The organism is Streptomyces sp. NPDC031426 (genome assembly GCF_055581585.1).
Genome location: NZ_JBVIJE010000010.1, coordinates 38,376 through 56,214, shown reverse-complemented (window position 1 = coordinate 56,214; position 17,839 = coordinate 38,376). Strand labels below are relative to the sequence as shown.

The 17,839-nt window shown below is 73.7% G+C and carries 13 protein-coding genes; 9 read left to right on the top strand and 4 right to left on the bottom strand.

Going from position 1 to position 17,839, the window contains the following annotated elements; all coding sequences use genetic code 11:
* Positions 1–24: 24 nt before the first annotated feature.
* The 3 genes from ACZ5NH_RS21910 to ACZ5NH_RS21900 all read right to left on the bottom strand — a co-directional run bounded on the left by ACZ5NH_RS21910 (position 25) and on the right by ACZ5NH_RS21900 (position 1,989).
* A complete protein-coding gene (locus ACZ5NH_RS21910; RefSeq protein ID WP_468777465.1) occupies positions 25–927 on the bottom strand; it encodes an aminoglycoside phosphotransferase family protein in 903 nt (300 codons plus the stop codon).
* A gap of 61 nt (positions 928–988) precedes the next feature.
* Complete coding sequence (locus tag ACZ5NH_RS21905) at positions 989–1,483, bottom strand: ferritin-like domain-containing protein (RefSeq protein ID WP_468777463.1); 495 nt, start codon at positions 1,481–1,483, stop codon at positions 989–991.
* On the bottom strand, positions 1,480–1,989 hold the full coding sequence (locus tag ACZ5NH_RS21900) for a hypothetical protein (RefSeq protein WP_468777462.1): 510 nt from the start codon (positions 1,987–1,989) through the stop codon (positions 1,480–1,482). Before ACZ5NH_RS21900 ends, ACZ5NH_RS21905 begins: the two co-directional genes overlap by 4 nt.
* Positions 1,990–2,293: 304 nt before the next feature.
* Here ACZ5NH_RS21900 and rimP point away from each other — a divergent pair, with 304 nt between their 5' ends.
* The 9 genes from rimP (at position 2,294) to ACZ5NH_RS21855 (ending at position 14,352) form a co-directional block, all read left to right on the top strand.
* Positions 2,294–2,812: a ribosome maturation factor RimP gene (rimP, locus tag ACZ5NH_RS21895; RefSeq protein WP_468777460.1), complete on the top strand. Its 519-nt coding sequence runs from the start codon at positions 2,294–2,296 to the stop codon at positions 2,810–2,812.
* A gap of 2 nt (positions 2,813–2,814) precedes the next feature.
* Positions 2,815–3,801: a transcription termination factor NusA gene (nusA, locus tag ACZ5NH_RS21890; protein WP_388627821.1), complete on the top strand. Its 987-nt coding sequence runs from the start codon at positions 2,815–2,817 to the stop codon at positions 3,799–3,801.
* 130 nt (positions 3,802–3,931) lie between these two features.
* Complete coding sequence (locus ACZ5NH_RS21885; RefSeq protein WP_388627818.1) at positions 3,932–4,228, top strand: YlxR family protein; 297 nt, start codon at positions 3,932–3,934, stop codon at positions 4,226–4,228.
* Positions 4,229–4,372: 144 nt separating this feature from the next.
* Positions 4,373–7,444 (top strand): translation initiation factor IF-2, encoded by a 3,072-nt coding sequence (infB, locus tag ACZ5NH_RS21880; protein ID WP_468777458.1) that lies wholly within the window; start codon positions 4,373–4,375, stop codon positions 7,442–7,444.
* 191 nt (positions 7,445–7,635) lie between these two features.
* Positions 7,636–7,929, top strand: coding sequence for a DUF503 domain-containing protein (locus tag ACZ5NH_RS21875; RefSeq protein ID WP_365718710.1), 294 nt, complete (start codon positions 7,636–7,638; stop codon positions 7,927–7,929).
* Between the two features lie 51 nt (positions 7,930–7,980).
* Positions 7,981–8,433: a 30S ribosome-binding factor RbfA gene (rbfA, locus tag ACZ5NH_RS21870; RefSeq protein ID WP_388627812.1), complete on the top strand. Its 453-nt coding sequence runs from the start codon at positions 7,981–7,983 to the stop codon at positions 8,431–8,433.
* Positions 8,430–9,335 carry a tRNA pseudouridine(55) synthase TruB gene (truB, locus tag ACZ5NH_RS21865; protein ID WP_388627809.1) on the top strand — a complete coding sequence of 302 codons (906 nt, stop codon included), beginning with the start codon at positions 8,430–8,432 and terminating at the stop codon, positions 9,333–9,335. The genes rbfA and truB overlap by 4 nt, the downstream gene beginning before the upstream one ends.
* A gap of 377 nt (positions 9,336–9,712) precedes the next feature.
* Positions 9,713–13,264: a trypsin-like peptidase domain-containing protein gene (locus ACZ5NH_RS21860; RefSeq protein WP_468777457.1), complete on the top strand. Its 3,552-nt coding sequence runs from the start codon at positions 9,713–9,715 to the stop codon at positions 13,262–13,264.
* A 140-nt stretch (positions 13,265–13,404) separates the two neighbouring features.
* Entirely contained in the window at positions 13,405–14,352 is a 948-nt protein-coding gene (locus tag ACZ5NH_RS21855) for a bifunctional riboflavin kinase/FAD synthetase (protein ID WP_388627804.1), read from the top strand.
* Positions 14,353–14,425: 73 nt separating this feature from the next.
* Here the strand turns inward: ACZ5NH_RS21855 and ACZ5NH_RS21850 are convergent, their stop codons facing one another.
* Positions 14,426–17,497: an SCO5717 family growth-regulating ATPase gene (locus tag ACZ5NH_RS21850; protein ID WP_468777455.1), complete on the bottom strand. Its 3,072-nt coding sequence runs from the start codon at positions 17,495–17,497 to the stop codon at positions 14,426–14,428.
* Positions 17,498–17,839 lie beyond the last annotated feature (342 nt).

Here is a 17,839-nt window from a genome sequence, read left to right as displayed (position 1 = left end):
TGGGCTCAGGGGGCTTCGTCGGCTCTACAGCCACCCGGCGAACTCCAGCAGAAGCTCCCCGTCCTTCGGTCGCCCGACCCGGCGCGCCCGCACCCCGGACTCCACCGCCCGGAACAGCGTCCACCCCCGCAGTCGCTCCTGATCCACTTCCAACGACTCGGCGAGCCGCTTGATGCGGCGCCGCGTCGTCGCCGCACCCGCCGGTGTCGCGATCAGGTCCTCCACCCGGTCCCGCACCAACCGCGCCAGGTCGAACGCGCACTCACCCACCACCGGATCAGGACCCACCGTGAGCCACGGCCACCGCTCCCCGGCCAGCACCTTGCTCTGCCGGAACGTGCCGTGCAGCAACCGGTGTTCGGGCGGCGTCGCCAGCAGCTCCTCACGGGCCGCGAGCGCCGCGTCGACCAGCGGCGCCACCTCGGGGTCGGCCTCCGCCCCCGCCCGCATTGCCGCCGCCTGGCGCCCCGTGCGCTCGGCGACGGTCTCGAAGGCATGACCGGCCGGCGGCTCGACCCACAGCCGCCGCAGCGTGCCCGCGGCCTCCAGCAGCGCCTTCGCCTCCGGCAGCGACCGCACGGAGACATCCGGGTGCAGCCGCTCCAGCAGCAGCACACCGTCCTCCGCACCACCGGCTTCCAGCAGCTGTACGGCGCCCAGCCCGCCCCAGTGCGCCAGCGCCGCCCGCTCGCTCTCCGGGCGGGCCCGGGGCGGGGCCAGCTTCAGCACGGCCGGGGTGCCGTCGGCCCGCCGCACCAGCACCACCAGGCTGCTGCGCCCGCCCGGCACCTGAACCCGCTCCACCGTCAACTCGCGCCTGGCAACGGCCTGTTCGGCGATCGTGGGCAGCCGGGCGAGCCAGTCGTCCCCGGCCGGTGCCGTCTCACCGAGCGCCCGTACCAGGCGCGGCGGCGGTTCGAAAGCCATGCGCGAGTCGTTTCCTTCCAGTCCGGGTCCTGTCGTACGAGGTGTCTACGGCCTCACGGGCTCACGGGGTCACCGAGGCGGAGGCCGAGGGTGTCGTACCGGCCGCGCCGGTCCCTTCGCCGGAGGACCGCTCGGCGAGCCCAGGGAAGGCTACGCTCTCCCCGCTCCAGCGCACCGCGCGCACCGCGGCCTCCCGCAGCGCTGCGGCGGCCGCACCGCGCCGCGCGCGCGTCGCCGCCCGCACCAGGTCCGCGTAGACGCCCGCCACCCGCTCCTCCAGCCGGGCGGCGAGCCGCACGGCCGCCGCCGCGTCGGGCACCGGGAACGGCAGCGCGTACGCGGCGTTCGCGGCGACCGGCTGCCCGCCCAGCTCACGGACCTCGCGGGTCAGCGCGTCCCGGCGCGCCCGGTGGGCGTCGTACGCCGCCCGTGCCTCGGTCCGGCGGGCCGCGCTGATCTTGCCGCCGACGACACCGTAGCCGTACACCGCCGCGTGCTCCGCCGCCAGCGCCGCCTGCAGCGCCCTCACCTCGGCCGACCTCACCTCGTCGCTCACTTCGCCCCCTCCGTCAGCAGGTACGCGTGCGTGGCCCCGGCCGCCGCCACCGACGCCAGCAGCCGCGCCAGCTCGCCCGGCACCTCCAGCAGGGCCTTGGCACGCCGGTCGGCCAGCGTGCGCTCGGCGGCGGCCAGCTCGGCGAGGGCGTCCCTCTCGGCGGCCGGGACGGCCGGCTCGGCGGAAGGGGAGGCCGAGGACTTCGCGGGCTTGGGCGTCGTGCCGTCCGTGAACGCCCGGACATGCGCGGCCACCTGGGCCCGCAGCGGGCCCAGCCGCTGCGCCAGCCCCGGGTGGGCGGCGAGCACGGCGTCGTACCGCTCCAGCAGCCTCTGGCTGTCCCGCGCGGCACGCGCGCGTGCCCGCTCAGAAGCCGACGCGGCGCTGCTGCCACCGGAGTCCGGCCCAGCCGAACACCCCACCAGCAGGGCGGCCCCGGCGGCCGAGGCGAGCAGGGTTCTTCTGCGCGGCCCCGAGGGGGCGCGCAAGGGTGGGGGGTACGGCACGGCTGACGTCCTCGGGGGGCTCGTACGAACACACGGGCGGGAGGGCAGCCCGCCGTGATCACGGTACCCGCGCATCCCTGCGCCTCATGTCACCGGCTCAGTGAACCCACCCCAGGGGCGCGGGGAACGGCGCGACCAGCCCCCCACGACCCGCACCCGCCAACGAACAACAGCCCCCCCGAGCTGGAAGGCGCCCGCCCCACCGCCGGAGCCACACGCACGCAACAGTGCCCGCGACCGGATACCCTTTGACCAGACACGCGACCCATCCCACAACAGCACACGCGGCCGAGGAGTCACCCGGATGAGCACCACCCAGAGCGAGAGGCTGCGAGAGCTGCTCGAACCGCTCGTCACCTCCCAGGGACTGGATCTCGAAGAGATCGCCGTGGACTCCGTCGGACGCAAGCGGGTGCTGCGCGTGGTCGTCGACTCCGACACCGGAGCCGATCTGGACGCCATCGCCGATGTGAGCCGTGCGCTCTCGGCGAAGCTCGACGAGACCAACGCGATGGGCGACGCGGCGTACGACCTGGAGGTCGGCACCCCCGGCGCGGAGCGCCTCCTCACCGAACACCGGCACTTCGTGCGCGCCACCGACCGGCTCGTGAAGTTCCAGCTGACCGAGGGCGGCGAGCTGATCGCCCGGATCCTGAAGGTCGACGAGGACGGTCTGGACGTCGAGGTTCCCGGGGTCAAGGGCCGCAAGGCCACCAGCCGCAGGCTCGGCTTCCCGGAGATCGCCAGGGCGCGCGTGCAGGTCGAGTTCAGCCGCAAGGACGACAAGGTCGAGAAGGACATGAAGGAAGAGGAGGAGGCGTAGCCGTGGACATCGACATGAGTGCCCTGCGGGGCTTGGTTCGGGAGAAGGAGATCTCCTTCGACCTGCTGGTCGAGGCGATCGAGTCGGCCCTCCTCATCGCCTACCACCGCACCGAGGGAAGCCGCCGACACGCGCGCGTGGAGCTCAACCGGGAGACCGGGCATGTGACCGTGTGGGCGAAGGAGGACCCCGAGGACCTGGAAGAGGGGCAGGAGGCCCGCGAGTTCGACGACACCCCGTCGGGCTTCGGGCGGATCGCCGCCACCACTGCCAAGCAGGTGATCCTGCAGCGGCTGCGCGACGCCGAGGACGACGCCACGCTCGGCGAGTACGCCGGCCGCGAGGGCGACATCGTCACCGGCGTGGTCCAGCAGGGCCGCGACCCGAAGAACGTGCTGGTCGACATCGGCAAGCTGGAGGCCATCCTGCCGGTGCAGGAGCAGGTGCCGGGCGAGACGTATCCGCACGGGATGCGGCTGCGCTCGTACGTCGTCCGGGTGGCCAAGGGCGTCCGCGGTCCGTCGGTCACCCTGTCCCGTACGCACCCCAACCTGGTGAAGAAGCTCTTCGCCCTGGAGGTGCCGGAGATCGCCGACGGCTCGGTGGAGATCGCCGCGATTGCCCGTGAGGCCGGTCACCGTACCAAGATCGCCGTACGGTCCACCCGTTCGGGCCTGAACGCCAAGGGCGCCTGCATCGGCCCGATGGGCGGCCGGGTGCGCAATGTGATGGGCGAGCTGAACGGCGAGAAGATCGACATCGTCGACTGGTCGGACGACCCGGCCGAGATGGTGGCGAACGCCCTGTCACCCGCTCGGGTGAGCAAGGTGGAGGTCGTGGACCTGGCCGCCCGCTCCGCCCGGGTGACCGTGCCGGACTACCAGCTGTCGCTCGCGATCGGCAAGGAGGGGCAGAACGCCCGCCTCGCCGCCCGGCTCACCGGCTGGCGGATCGACATCCGGCCGGACACCGAACAGATGGCCGAATAAGAGCGAGTAACAGCGGGTAACCGGGCGGCTCCGGGAATAGATCCAAGCCGCGGGCCGCTTGGTTTACGACAACAACCGTTCGATCTTTCCCCCGAAGGGGTGAGGTCGGTGCGGGGAGGTAGACTTAACTGTGTCTGGCCGGACGCATGCCGGAGCATGCCCTGAACGCACCTGTGTGGGGTGCCGGGAGCGGGCGGCCAAGGACGATCTGCTGCGGATCGTGAAGATCGAGGACGCGTGCGCCCCCGATCCTCGCGGTACGCTGCCCGGCCGGGGTGCTTATGTACACCCCGCACTGGTCTGTCTCGACCAGGCGGTACGCCGCCGGGCGTTCCCGCGGGCACTGCGCGCCCCGGGGCCGCTCGACACAAAGGCGTTGCGCCGATACGTCGAGCAGACAACAGTTGCCGAGCAGGCAACACCGTAAGACGTGCCGTACGGAACCCCGTGCGGCCTGGTACCTCGCGAGTCGAAAGCAGGTCGAGATTGCGATGAGCACTCGATGAGTACGCGATGAGTACGCCCATGAACTAGCGACGGTCCGGCTTCACCCGGACCTCAAAGGAGCGAAGTGGCTAAGGTCCGGGTCTACGAACTCGCCAAGGAGTTCGGCGTTGAGAGCAAGGTCGTCATGGCCAAGCTCCAGGAGCTCGGTGAATTCGTCCGTTCGGCGTCTTCGACCATCGAAGCGCCCGTAGTACGCAAGCTGACTGACGCCTTCCAGGGCGGTGGCAACGGCAAGTCCGCCGCGAAGCCCGCCCCGCGCAAGGCTGCCCCCAGGCCCGCGGCGCCCTCTCCGGCGCAGGCGGCCCGTCCGGCTGCCCCGAGGCCGGCTCCCAAGCCTCAGACGGCGCCCGCTGCCCAGCAGCCGGCCGCCCCGGCGGCCCCTGCGGCGTCCGCGCCCGCCCCGGGCCCGCGTCCGGTGCCGGGTCCCAAGCCCGCGCCGCGTCCGGCTCCGGCCGCCCCGGAGTTCACCGCTCCGCCGGCCGCTCCGGCCGCCCAGACCCCGCAGGCCCCGGCCGCGCAGGGTCCGCGTCCCGGCGCCCGTCCGGGTGCCCCGAAGCCCGGCGGTGCCCGTCCGGGCGGTCCCGGTCAGGGCCAGGCCCGTCCGGGCCAGGGTGCCCCGCGTGCCGGTGGCCAGGCCCCGCGTCCGGGTGCCCGTCCGGCCGGTCCGCGTCCGGGTAACAACCCCTTCACCTCCGGTGGCTCCACCGGTATGGCCCGTCCGCAGGCCCCGCGCCCGCAGGGCGGTCCGCGTCCGGGCGGTCCGGGTGCCCCCGGCGCCGGTCCCCGTCCGCAGGCCCCCGGCCAGCAGGGCGGCGGTCCGCGTCCGCAGGCTCCGGGCGGTTCCCGTCCGAGCCCGGCCGGCATGCCTCGTCCGCAGGGCGGTCCGCGTCCCGGTCCGTCCGGTCCGCGCCCGAACCCCGGCATGATGCCGCAGCGTCCTGCTGCGGGTCCGCGTCCCGGCGGCGGTGGCCCCGGCGGCGGTGGCCGCGGTCCCGGTGGCGGCGGTCGTCCCGGTGGCGGCGGCGGTCGTCCGGGTGGCGGCGGCTTCGCCCGTCCCGGTGGCGGCGGTGGCGGCTTCGCCGGTCGTCCCGGCGGTCCCGGTGGCGGCGGTGGCGGTGGCTTCGCCGGTCGTCCGGGTGGTCCCGGTGGTGGCGGCGGTGGCCGTCCCGGCTTCGGTGGCCGTCCCGGCGGTCCCGGTGGCCGCGGTGGCACGCAGGGCGCCTTCGGCCGTCCCGGCGGTCCCGCGCGTCGTGGCCGCAAGTCGAAGCGGCAGAGGCGCCAGGAGTACGAGGCCATGCAGGCCCCGAGCGTCGGCGGCGTGATGCTGCCGCGCGGCAACGGCGAGACCATCCGTCTCTCCCGCGGCGCGTCGCTCACCGACTTCGCGGAGAAGATCAACGCCAACCCGGCGTCGCTCGTCGCGGTCATGATGAACCTCGGCGAGATGGTCACCGCCACGCAGTCCGTCTCCGACGAGACCCTGCAGCTCCTCGCCGGCGAGATGAACTACGCGGTTCAGATCGTCAGCCCGGAGGAGGAGGACCGCGAGCTGCTCGAGTCCTTCGACATCGAGTTCGGCGAGGACGAGGGCGACGAGGAGGACCTGGTGGTCCGTCCGCCGGTCGTCACCGTCATGGGTCACGTCGACCACGGTAAGACCCGACTGCTCGACGCCATCCGCAAGACGAACGTCATCGCGGGCGAGGCCGGTGGCATCACCCAGCACATCGGTGCCTACCAGGTCGCGACCGAGGTCAACGAAGAAGAGCGCAAGATCACCTTCATCGACACCCCGGGTCACGAGGCGTTCACCGCCATGCGTGCCCGTGGTGCGAAGTCGACCGACATCGCGATCCTGGTCGTCGCGGCCAACGACGGCGTCATGCCGCAGACGGTCGAGGCGCTCAACCACGCCAAGGCGGCCGACGTGCCGATCGTGGTCGCGGTCAACAAGATCGACGTCGAGGGTGCCGACCCGACCAAGGTGCGCGGTCAGCTGACCGAGTACGGCCTGGTGGCCGAGGAGTACGGCGGCGACACCATGTTCGTCGACATCTCCGCCAAGCAGGGTCTGCACATCGACTCGCTGCTGGAGGCCGTGATCCTCACGGCCGACGCCTCGCTCGACCTGCGGGCCAACCCGGCCCAGGACGCGCAGGGCATCTCGATCGAGTCCCGTCTCGACCGCGGCCGTGGTGCCGTGGCGACGGTCCTCGTCCAGCGAGGCACGCTGCGGGTCGGCGACACGATGGTCGTGGGCGACGCCTACGGCCGGGTCCGCGCCATGCTCGACGACAACGGCAACAACGTCGCCGAGGCCGGCCCGTCGACGCCGGTCCAGGTCCTGGGCCTGACCAACGTCCCGGGTGCGGGTGACAACTTCCTGGTGGTCGACGAGGACCGTACGGCCCGTCAGATCGCCGAGAAGCGCGCCGCCCGTGAGCGCAACGCGGCCTTCGCCAAGCGCACGCGCCGCGTGTCCCTGGAGGACCTGGACAAGGTGCTCAAGGCCGGCGAGGTCCAGCAGCTGAACCTGATCATCAAGGGTGACGCTTCTGGTTCCGTCGAGGCCCTGGAGTCCTCCCTGCTCCAGCTGGACGTCGGCGAAGAGGTCGACATCCGCGTCCTGCACCGCGGCGTCGGTGCGGTCACGGAGTCGGACATCGACCTGGCGATGGGCTCCGACGCCATCGTGATCGGCTTCAACGTCCGTGCGGCCGGCCGCGCGGCGCAGATGGCCGAGCGCGAGGGTGTGGACGTCCGGTACTACTCGGTCATCTACCAGGCGATCGAGGAGATCGAGGCGGCCCTCAAGGGCATGCTCAAGCCGGAGTACGAAGAGGTCGAGCTCGGTACGGCGGAGATCCGCGAGGTCTTCAAGTCGTCCAAGCTGGGCAACATCGCCGGTGTCCTCATCCGCTCGGGCGAGGTCAAGCGCAACACCAAGGCACGCCTCGTCCGCGACGGCAAGGTCATCGCAGAGAACCTCAACATCGAGGGTCTGCGTCGCTTCAAGGACGACGTCACCGAGATCCGCGAAGGCTACGAGGGCGGTATCAACCTCGGAAACTTCAACGACATCAAGGTCGACGACGTCATCGCGACGTACGAGATGCGGGAGAAGCCGCGGGCGTAATGGCCCATGGATTCTGAAGCTGGCCGGCGGGACCACGGTCCTGCCGGCCAGCTTGCCGTTGCGGGAGCTGTTGCGGGGGCCACGGAAACCCCGTCGAGCGACCGCGCCGGTTCGCGTAACCTTTTGGTGTCCCCGGCCCACACGGGCCCGGGGCCATCGATCCCGTACCGGCGGGTGAACCGGTTACACACATGTACGTGGGGACTCTGTCCTTCGACCTCCTCCTCGGCGACGTCCACTCGCTGAAGGAGAAGCGCTCCGTCGTCCGCCCGATCGTCGCCGAACTCCAGCGGAAGTACGCGGTGAGCGCGGCAGAGGTGGACCACGTGGACCTCCATCGGCGAGCGGTCATCGGCCTCGCCATGGTCTCCGGCGACGCGGCGCACCTCACCGACGTACTGGACCGGTGCGAACGGCTGGTCGCCGGCCGCCCCGAGGTCGAGCTGCTGTCCGTGCGACGGCGCTTCCACGGCGAAGACGACTGACGACCAGACCCAACACCAGAGCAAGCAGAAGAAAGAACGGGAGACGGACCAGTGGCCGACAACGCGCGGGCGAAAAGGCTGGCGGACCTCATCCGGGAGGTGGTGGCCCAGAAACTGCAGCGCGGGATCAAGGACCCGCGGCTCGGCTCGCACGTCACCATCACGGACACCCGGGTCACGGGTGACCTGCGGGAGGCGACCGTCTTCTACACGGTCTACGGCGACGACGAGGAGCGGAAGGCCGCGGCCGCGGGCCTGGAGAGCGCCAAGGGCATCCTGCGCTCCGAGGTGGGCCGCGCGGCCGGTGTGAAGTTCACGCCGACCCTGACCTTCGTCGCGGACGCCCTGCCGGACACCGCCCGGACCATCGAGGACCTCCTCGACAAGGCACGGCAGTCCGACGAGAAGGTCCGCGAGGCCTCCGCGGGCGCCAGCTACGCGGGCGGCGCGGACCCGTACAAGAAGCCGGCGGACGACGAGACGGACGGCGACGCCGCGGAATGACCCAGAAGCACACCACGCCCGACGGCCTCGTCATCGTCGACAAGCCGTCGGGCTTCACTTCGCACGACGTGGTCGCCAAGATGCGCGGCATCGCACGCACCCGCCGCGTCGGCCACGCCGGCACCCTCGACCCGATGGCGACCGGCGTCCTGGTCCTCGGTGTCGAGCGCGCCACCAAGCTCCTCGGGCACCTCGCCCTCACGGAGAAGGAGTACCTGGGCACCGTCCGCCTGGGCCAGAACACGATCACCGACGACGCCGAGGGCGAGGTCACCTCGTCCACCGACGCCTCCAGGGTGACCCGGGACGCCATCGACGCGGGCATCGCCAAGCTGACCGGCGACATCATGCAGGTGCCGTCCAAGGTCAGCGCCATCAAGATCGACGGCGTGCGGTCGTACAAGAGGGCCCGCGAGGGCGAGGACTTCGAGATCCCGGCCCGTCCGGTGACCGTCTCCTCCTTCGCGGTGTACGACGTCCGGGACGCCGTCGCCGCCGACGGCACCCAGGTCCTCGACCTGGTCGTGTCCGTCGTCTGCTCCTCCGGCACCTACATCCGCGCCCTCGCCCGTGACCTGGGCGCCGACCTCGGCGTCGGCGGCCACCTCACCGCGCTGCGCCGGACGCGCGTCGGACCGTACAAGATCGATACGGCGAAGACGCTGGACCAGCTCCAGCAGGAGCTGACCGTGATGCCGATCGCGGACGCCGCCGCGGCCGCGTTCCCGCGCTGGGAGGTGGACGCCCGGCGCGCCCGGCTGCTGCTGAACGGCGTCCGGCTGGAGATGCCCGACGAGTACGCGGGCGCCGGTCCCGTCGCCGTCTTCGACCCCGAGGGCCGCTTCCTCGCACTGGTCGAACAGCACAGGGGCAAGGCCAAGAGCGTGGCCGTCTTCGGCTGAGACATCCGCCGAGACATCCGCCGTGGGCGCTGCCCGTGGAGCGGCGGCCGGCCACGGGGTGGGCCCCTGCCGCCGCTCCACGATCCCCCCTCGGTTCCCCCACCTCTAGGGTTATCCATCGGCTCCCGCCTATTCACCCGACCGGGCAGGCGCTCGGAGTGAACCGGGGGAGCGGAAGGGGGCGCGTTCGCCACGCGAGCTGTCCCGCCGATCATCGCGCGCCTACCGTCGTCAACAGGGCACATGGGCAAGGGCGGGGAGGTACGGCCATGGCGGGACGGGGCCCGCGCAACAGAGGCGGTCGACGGGCAGCGGCGGACCGTACGCGGGAGACAGCGGACGACTTCCAGCGGGGGGACCGGAACCGTACGGACGGCATGGGCGCCGCGGGCGCCACCAGATACACCACCGGTACCACAGGTATCGGCGGCACCAAGGGCCTCTCGAACCCCGCAGCAGGCCTCTCGCACCCCTCGGTCATCCCGGACCCGCACCCCGGCCCCGACCCCGCCCTCGTCCAGATCCGCGACCTCGCCGGGCGACCCCGGGGCGTCGGCTTCCTCGCCGATCACCAGGGCACCCTGCTCACCAGCCACGAGGCGGTCGACGGCCTGACCCGGCTCGTGCTGCAGATCGCCGGCGGCGACCGCACCTGTGTCGTCGCCGCCGACGCCGTCACCCCGCTGCCCGAGCGCGATCTGGCCCTGGTCCGCACCGAGGGCCTGGGTCTCGACCCGCTGCCGCTGTCCGTGCGGGAGCGGATCGACGCCGGAACCTATGTACGGATCCCCGCCGGCTGCTGGCGGGAGGCACGGGTGCTGGCCGCCACCGAGGTGACGTACACCGCCACCGACCGCTTCCACCTCCTCCCGGACGCGCTGGAGCTGGCGATCGGCACCGCGGGACAGGACGCGCTGCGGCTGGGCGGCGGGGCGGCCGGGGGACCGGTGCTCGACGCGGAGACCGGCGCGGTGATCGGCGTCCTCGGCACCGCCCTGCACTCCCCGCAGCGTGACACGGGCTTCGCGGTGCCGCTCCGGCCGGCCGACGGCCCCCTCGGCGAGCTGCTCGCCCGCAACGCGGCCACGGTGCCCGTCTACGGCACCGACCTCAACCAGGCCGGCGTTCTGCAGCTGACCGCCACCTCGGTCGGCCAGGAGGGCCCGCAGGGCTTTCTCGCCGGCGTCGTGGAGCCGGTCGAACGCCGCGGGGTCGCACGGGAGTTGGCCGCCTTCACGGCCGGTGACCGGGCCGTGCTCGGGCTCGTCGGCGCGCCCGGCAGCGGGCGTACGACGGCCCTCGCTGCCCTCGCCGCCCGCCGGGCCGGCGAGCGGCCCGCCCCGACGCTCTGGCTGCGCGGCGCCGACCTGGAGGATGCCGACGACTCCGTGGCCGACGCGGCCCGCCGCACCCTGGAACGGGCCGCCAGGATCGTCGCCGCCGCCCGCTCCGTCGAGCCGGAATCCCTCGGGGACGTCAGCCCCGCACACCTGGCCCACCTCGCCGCCCGGGCCGGCCGCCCGCTCCTGCTCCTGCTGGACGGCCCCGAGGAGATGCCCCCCGTGCTCGCCCACCGCCTTCCCGACTGGACCAGGGGAACGGCCGCGTGGCTGCGCCGGACCGGGGCACGACTGGTGGTGGCCTGCCGGGAGGAGCACTGGGAGCGAGCGGCGGCGGAATTCCCCGCCGACCTGCTGCACGCTCCGGCGGCTCCGGCGGCATCGGCGGCTCCCGAGGCTCCCGCCACTGCCTCCACCCCCCTCCCGCCCTGCCTCCGCCTCCCCGACCTCACACCGGACGAGGCCCGGCTGGCCCGGGTCCGGTATGAGGTCCCCGACGGTGCCCTCTCCGATCGCGACACCCGGCATCCGCTCACCCTCCGGCTGCTGTCCGAGGTCCGGGCCGCCGCCCCGGACGTCCAGACCGGCGCCGGACCCGTCGACCGGCACGAGGTGTTCGCCGCCCACCTGGATCTGATGTGCCTGCGGATCGCGGTCCGGCTCGCCGTGGAGAGCGGCCTGCGCGGCACCGCCGTACGCCGGCTCGCCGCTCGCGTGGCCGGGCAGGTGCACGAGGCCGCCCGGCGGAGCCTCGGCGCGGGGCAGGGCGAGCTGGACCGGGCGTCGTTCGAGGCGGTGTTCCCCTGGGGGCCCGCCCCGGCCCGGCTCGGCGGCGGCACCGGCTGGGCGTCCGCCGTACTGACCGAGGGACTGCTCGTCCCGGCCGGCCGGGGCTACCGCTTCGCGCACGAGGAGCTGGCCGACTGGATCCAGGGCATGCATCTCGACCTCGACGAGGCCCTGCGCGCCCTGGTCCACCGCCCCCCTACCGACCGGGAAACCGCTCCCGTGCCGGTGCCACACCATCGCGTCGGTCCCGTCGTCCAGGCCCTGCTGCTCCTCGCCCGGCACCACGGCGACCGCCAACTCGCGGCCCGGCTGCGGGACTTGACGGACGCCCTGGACCGCGACACCGGCTCCTGGTGGGCCGCCCGGCTGCTCGCCCGCACCCTGCTGCAGATCCCGGACGCGACGCCGTACACCGATGTGCTGCGGCTGCTCGCCGACCGGATCGTCGCCTGGCGCCGCGCCCAGCGGCCCGTGCCCGCCGAGTTCGGCCCCGGCTTCTGGACCGAGCTGCCGGTCCACGACACCGAGCGGCTCGATCTGCTGGGCCGGCTCGTGCTGGCCGACCCGGCGCCCCCGGAGACCGGCGAGCGCTACCTGGACGTCGTCGCCCGGCTGCTCGCGGCCGCGCCGGGCGTCGTACAGCCGCGGCTGACCCGCTGGTTCGACGACGAACGGCCGCTGCCCGCGACCCCGCACGCCACGGTCGCGACCGCCGCGCAGGCGCTGCTGCACACCCACCGGCACGGCGCGCTGGACGAGCTCATCGAGAACCTGGTGGCCAGTGCGCACCGGCGCGCCGACGAACTGCTCGCGACCCTCGCCGAGGACGAGCCGTCGGCGATCTGCCGGGCGGTCGACCGCTGGGCGCACGACGAGCGCCCCGCCCGCCGGGCCGCGGCCGTGGCCCACGGCCTGCGCGCGGCGCCGCACGCCCGTGCGGAGGCCGACCGCGAGCTGCTGCGCTACGCCGCCCTCGCCCTGCTCGCCCGCCCCGCCGACCGCGCCCTGCACGGCGGCGCCCTCGCCCTGCTGGTCCGCGACCCGCACACCCGGGACCGGCACCTCGCCGCGGCCCTGCGGCACTTCTCGGACGGCGACCCGCAGCTCCCGCCGAGCGCCCTGGTCCCCGCCCTGGCCGGCCACCCGGAACCGGTCCTGGAGGCCTTCCGCGCCCGGCTGCGCGGCCCGCACGCGGGGGAGGCGCTGCGCACCCTCGCCGAGGCCACCACCCCGGCCCTGGCCCGCCGCATCGCGCCCCTGCTCCAGGAGGCGGTACGGCTCCACCCCCAGACCGCCGGCCACCTCGCCGCCCATGTCGACCGCCGCCTCGCCGAGGGCCCCAGCGCCCGCGCCGTTCTGCTGCCCCTGGTCACCGGCCTGCTGGTCGACGCCCCCGAACAGCTCCGTGCCGCCCTCGCCACCGTCCTCGCCGCCGCCGGCACCCCCGCCTCCCGTCCGCTGCGCCGCGAGCTCCTGGAGCTGCTGCTCGCCCGGGAACAGGAGCCGTCCGTGCTGGACGCCGTCCTGCACGCGGCCGCCGAGCACGGTGACGACTACGGCGACGGCCGGGAGGAGGAGGTCCGCGGGCTCGTCCACCGCACCGGTCTGCTCCTCGTCCGCACCCCCGAGGGCGCCACCCGCTTCGACCGCGGCCTGGTCGACCTGGGTCGGCACGTGCCCGGCTTCGCCGCGCGGATGGCCGGCTGGCTGGCCGCCACCCCGGACGAATGGGCCGCCGTCGTGGGCCCCAGCACCCGCCGCATGCTGGAGAACCTCGCCGGCGTCCGCGTACCGGCGTGAGCGGCCACAGGGCGTCGCCGGGAACGTGCGCCCGGTCACAGCCCCGATACCGATGCGGGTCCGGGGCACCCGGCATGGCACCCTTAGACCTGCGCAAGTCTTAGGCGTCGATATGGACACGGGTTCGAGGAGCGGTCACAGTGCAGCGCTGGCGTGGCTTGGAGGACATCCCCCAGGACTGGGGGCGCAGCGTCGTCACCATCGGTTCCTACGACGGCGTCCACCGCGGCCACCAGCTGATCATCAGGCACGCCGTCGACCGCGCTCGCGAGCTGGGCGTCCCGGCCGTCGTGGTCACCTTCGACCCGCACCCCAGCGAGGTCGTCCGCCCCGGCAGCCACCCGCCGCTGCTCGCCCCGCACCACCGCCGCGCCGAGCTGATGGCGGACCTGGGCGTGGACGCGGTCCTCATCCTCCCCTTCACCACCGAGTTCTCGAAGCTCTCGCCCGCGGATTTCGTGGTGAAGGTCCTGGTGGACAAGCTGCACGCGAAGGCGGTCGTGGAGGGCCCGAACTTCCGCTTCGGCCACAAGGCCGCGGGCAACGTGGAGTTCCTCGCCGAGCAGGGCAAGACCTACGACTTCGAGGTCGAGATCGTCGACCTGTACGTCACCGGTGAGGCGGGCGGCGGCCGGCCCTTCTCCTCGACCCTGACCCGCCGCCTGGTCGCCGAGGGCGACGTCGAAGGCGCCCGGGAGATCCTGGGCCGCCCGCACCGCGTGGAGGGCGTGGTCGTCCGCGGCGCCCAGCGAGGCCGCGAACTGGGCTTCCCGACGGCCAACGTCGAGACCCTCCCGCACACCGCCATCCCCGCCGACGGTGTGTACGCCGGCTATCTGCACGCGCAGGGCGAGGTCATGCCGGCCGCGATCTCCGTCGGCACGAACCCGCAGTTCGACGGCACCGAGCGCACGGTGGAGGCGTACGCCATCGACCGCGTCGGCCTCGACCTGTACGGCCTGCACGTCGCCGTCGACTTCCTCGCCTACGTGCGCGGCCAGGCGAAGTTCGACTCGCTGGAGGCCCTGCTGGAGCAGATGGCCGCCGATGTGAAGCGGTGCCGGGAGATCGTGGCGGCGGAGGAGTAGGCCTTCGGCGGGCTCTACGACATGAGAGGGCGGCCGGTGCTGATCGCACCGGCCGCCCTCTCGTTCACTGCTGCTACTGCTGCGGGGGCGGGCCCTGCGGCGGCTGCTGCTGCGGGTAGCCGGGCTGCTGCGGCTGCGGGTAGCCGTACGGCTGGCCGGGCTGCTGCGGCGGGTACGGCTGCTGACCCGGTGCGGCCTGCGGATAGGGCTGCTGGCCGGGGGCGGCCTGGGGGTACGGCTGCTGGCCCGGCACCTGCGGGTACGGCTGGCCCTGCTGGGGCGGATAGGGCTGGCCCGGCATCGGCTGGCCCGGCATCGGAGGGGCGGCCACCGGCGGCGGGTTGCCGTCGCTGGTCCACAGGCCGTGCGCCTGCTGGTGCCGTACGAAGTCCTCGGCCACCAGCGCGGCGAGGTTGAAGTACGCCTCGCGCGTCTTCGGCCGCATCATGTCGAGATCGACCTCGGCACCGGCGGCCAGATGCTCGTCGAAGGGCACGACCACGACCGCGCGCGTGCGCGTCTCGAAGTGCGCCACGATGTCCTCGACCTTGATCATCTTGCCGGTCTCCCGGACACCGGAGATCACCGTGAGCGAGCGGGAGACCAGGTCGGCGTAGCCATGCGCGCTCAGCCAGTCCAGCGTCGTACTGGCGCTGCTCGCGCCGTCCACGGACGGCGTGGAGATGATGATCAGCTGGTCCGCGAGGTCCAGCACCCCGCGCATCGCGCTGTACAGCAGACCCGTGCCCGAGTCGGTCAGGATGATCGGGTACTGCCGGCCGAGGACGTCGATCGCGCGCCGGTAGTCCTCGTCGTTGAACGTGGTCGAGACGGCCGGGTCCACGTCGTTGGCGATGATCTCCAGACCGGAGGACGCCTGCGAGGTGAACCGCCGGATGTCCATGTAGGAGTTGAGGTACGGGATCGCCTGCACGAGGTCACGGATCGTCGCACCCGTCTCCCGGCGCACGCGCCGCCCGAGCGTACCGGCGTCCGGGTTCGCGTCGATCGCGAGGATCTTGTCCTGCCGCTCGGTGGCGAGGGTGGAACCCAGCGCGGTGGTCGTGGTCGTCTTGCCGACGCCGCCCTTGAGGCTGATGACCGCGATCCGGTAGCAGGACAGGACCGGCGTGCGGATCAGCTCCAGCTTGCGCTGCCGCTCGGCCTCCTCCTTCTTGCCGCCGAGCTTGAACCGGCCGCCCGCTGCCGCGGGCCGTCCGCTCTTCGCCTTCTGCCTCTTGTTGTTCAGCAGCCGGTCCGAGGACAGCTCCACGGCGGCCGTGTAACCGAGCGGCGCGGCGCCGGGGTTGGTCGGCTGCCGCTGGTCGTGCTGGACCGGCTGCGGCCACGCGGCACCGGACCGCGGATCGACCGGCGCCTGCGGGGGCTGCGGTGCGGGTGCCTGCGGGGCCTGCGGTGCGGGTGCCTGCGGGGCATGCGGTGCGGGTGCCTGCGGGGCCTCGGCCGCCGGCGCGCCGTCCGGACCCTGCGGGCTCTGCGGCGGCGGGAAGCCGTAACCGCCGGGCTGGGGCTGGGCGTTCGGAATGCCGGGCGGGGGGAAGCCGTAACCGCCCGCCGGGTTGGGGCCGGTGGGGTGCGGCTGGGGTGCGGGCGGCTGCGGGAAGCCGTAACCACCCGGCTGAGGCTGAGGCTGAGGCTGAGGATGAGGCTGGGGGTTGGGGGTGCCGGGCTGGGGGAAGCCGTAGCCACCGGCCGCGTTGGGACCGTTGGGCTGTGGCTGTGCGGGGGGCGGCGGGAAGCCGTAACCGCCCGCCGCGCCGGGGCCCGCCGGGTGCGGCTGCGGTCCAGGACCCGCCGCCGGCTGCCCGGCCGCGTTCGGCTGACCGGGCTGACCGGGCTGCGGTGCGGTGGGCGCTCCAGGCTGGTTCGCCTGGTTCTGCTGGTTCCAGGCGGCGGGCGCGGGCTGCAGGGCCTGCGGCTGGAACGGCGGCTGCTGACCGGGCATCGGGCCGGGCTGCTGGGGCTGCTGCGCAGGCCACTGGGCCGCCGGAGCGGGCGCCGCGGGCTGGTAGGACGGCGGCAGCGGGGGCACCCCGGTCTGCGGCACGGGCGGAGGCGTCCAGCCGGGCTGGGCGCCCTGGTCCGGCGCGGGCGGCACGGCGGCCTGGGGCGCGCCGGTCTGCGCGGTGCCGGTCTGCGCGGTGTCGGTCTGGGCGGAGCCGTCCGGCTGGGCGCCGCTCTCCGGTACGCCGGGCTGGGGCGCGGCGTCCTGCGGCACGGCGGCGTCCACGGACGCGGAGGCGTCGGCCTCGGCGTCGTCGGACTTGGCGTCGGCGTCGGCGTCGTCGGCGGACGCGTCCCGGGCACCGTCGGTGTCCCCGGCCCCCGCCCCCGCGTCGCCCTCGGCCGTGTCCTCGACCTCGGCCTTGCTCTCGCCCTCGCCCTCGTCCTCAGCGGTGCCGGCCTCGGAGACAGCCGCGTCCTCCCCGGACCCGGCCTCCGCGGAGACCACGTCCGCGGGCTCCGTACCCGACTGCTCCTCGGCACCCTCGGCGTCCTCGGCCGAGCCCTCCGGCGCGGACGCTTCGACCGCGTCGCTCTCGGCACCGGCGGAGCCCGTGTCCGTACCCTCCGCCGCGCCCTCGTCACCGGCGCCGTCCCGCAGCGCGGCCGCGCGCTCGGCGATCTCGGCCATCTCGCGCTTCAGGGCCACGGCGGAGAACCGCATGGTGGCCCCGCTCTCCAGGTCCCCGTTGCTCGTCTCCGGCTCGACCGCGGGTACCGGCGGCTCCGGCTGCGCCTGCTGAGCCGGCTGCGCGGCCTGCGGCTGCTGCGCCTCGTAGCCCTCCGGCAACCGCGGCATCGGGACAGGAGTTCCGACGGGCGGCGCCGGCGGCGCCGGCGGCATGGGCGCGGCGTAGGGAGCGCCCTGGGATTGCGGGGGCGGAGGCGGCGCGTACGACGTCCCCTGGGGCGGCGTGAACGGAGCGCCCTGCGGGGGTGGCGGGGGGACCGGAGCCGTCGCAGGCGCACCGGACGAACCCTGCGCGTTCTGCGTGTACCAGGCGGGCGGCGCGTAGTCGATGGTGAACTCGCCCGTCATCTCGATGGCGGACTCCGCGTCGGTCTGGTCGTCGTCGGGTGTGTCCCAGCCCCCGCGGATCCCGTCCCGATCGCTGTTCACAGTTCCTCCTGGTGTGGTCGAACACCCTCATGCCGTGCCGGGGCGACCATGTCGTGTCGTTCCGAGTCGTCCGTAGTTGTTCGGGGCAGTCCGAGTCGGCGGTCCTCCCCCGGGGACACCGATCGCCCGGTCAACGGGTTGTGCCATCGCGCCCGCTCCCAGCCTAATCACCACGAGCCGTCCCTCGGCAGGCCCGCCTGCCTCCGAGCACATGTCGACAGGGTCACCGCGCACTCCGAACGGCCCCGTTGGCTGCATCGCCCGCCAGAGGAATTAGGGAGCAATGGGCGGACAACGGGCGAACGGGGAACAGAGGTAACCCGAACAAAACAGATGGGTAAG